The sequence below is a fragment of the Photorhabdus akhurstii genome (assembly GCF_018448925.1).
In the GTDB taxonomy this organism is placed as follows: Bacteria; Pseudomonadota; Gammaproteobacteria; order Enterobacterales; family Enterobacteriaceae; genus Photorhabdus; species Photorhabdus akhurstii.
The window spans coordinates 1-299 of the sequence record NZ_RCWE01000149.1 but is presented as its reverse complement, the minus strand read 5'-3'; the positions used below and the strand labels follow the sequence as shown (position 1 = coordinate 299).

The following is a 299-nucleotide window of genomic DNA, read 5'->3' as shown; positions in this document are numbered from 1 at the left end:
CCGGTGGCTGAACGACTCAGGGTCATGCTTTTCACCTCTCCGGTCATTTCACGGTGCAGACGGGCTTCTATCGGCGATAACTTGGGTATTTTTATTGCCCCGTCCAGCACCTTCACCCCGACACAATGATAGCTGGACTGCCTGCCATGCTTGCGTTTGAACGCCGGGAAGCGCGCTTTCAGCTTCGGATTAAAAAAGTGGGAAAACGCCATATCGAGGTTAATCACCGCCTGCTGCAAGGCGATGGCGTCATACGCTTTGAGCCAGGCATACCGGCGGGATTTTTTCGCCACTGACAG

At 54.5% G+C, this 299-nt stretch carries 1 pseudogene; it reads right to left on the bottom strand.

Annotated elements, in window-relative coordinates:
- Positions 1-299: pseudogene (locus EAE93_RS24135) on the bottom strand (RNA-guided endonuclease TnpB family protein); the annotation flags it as partial.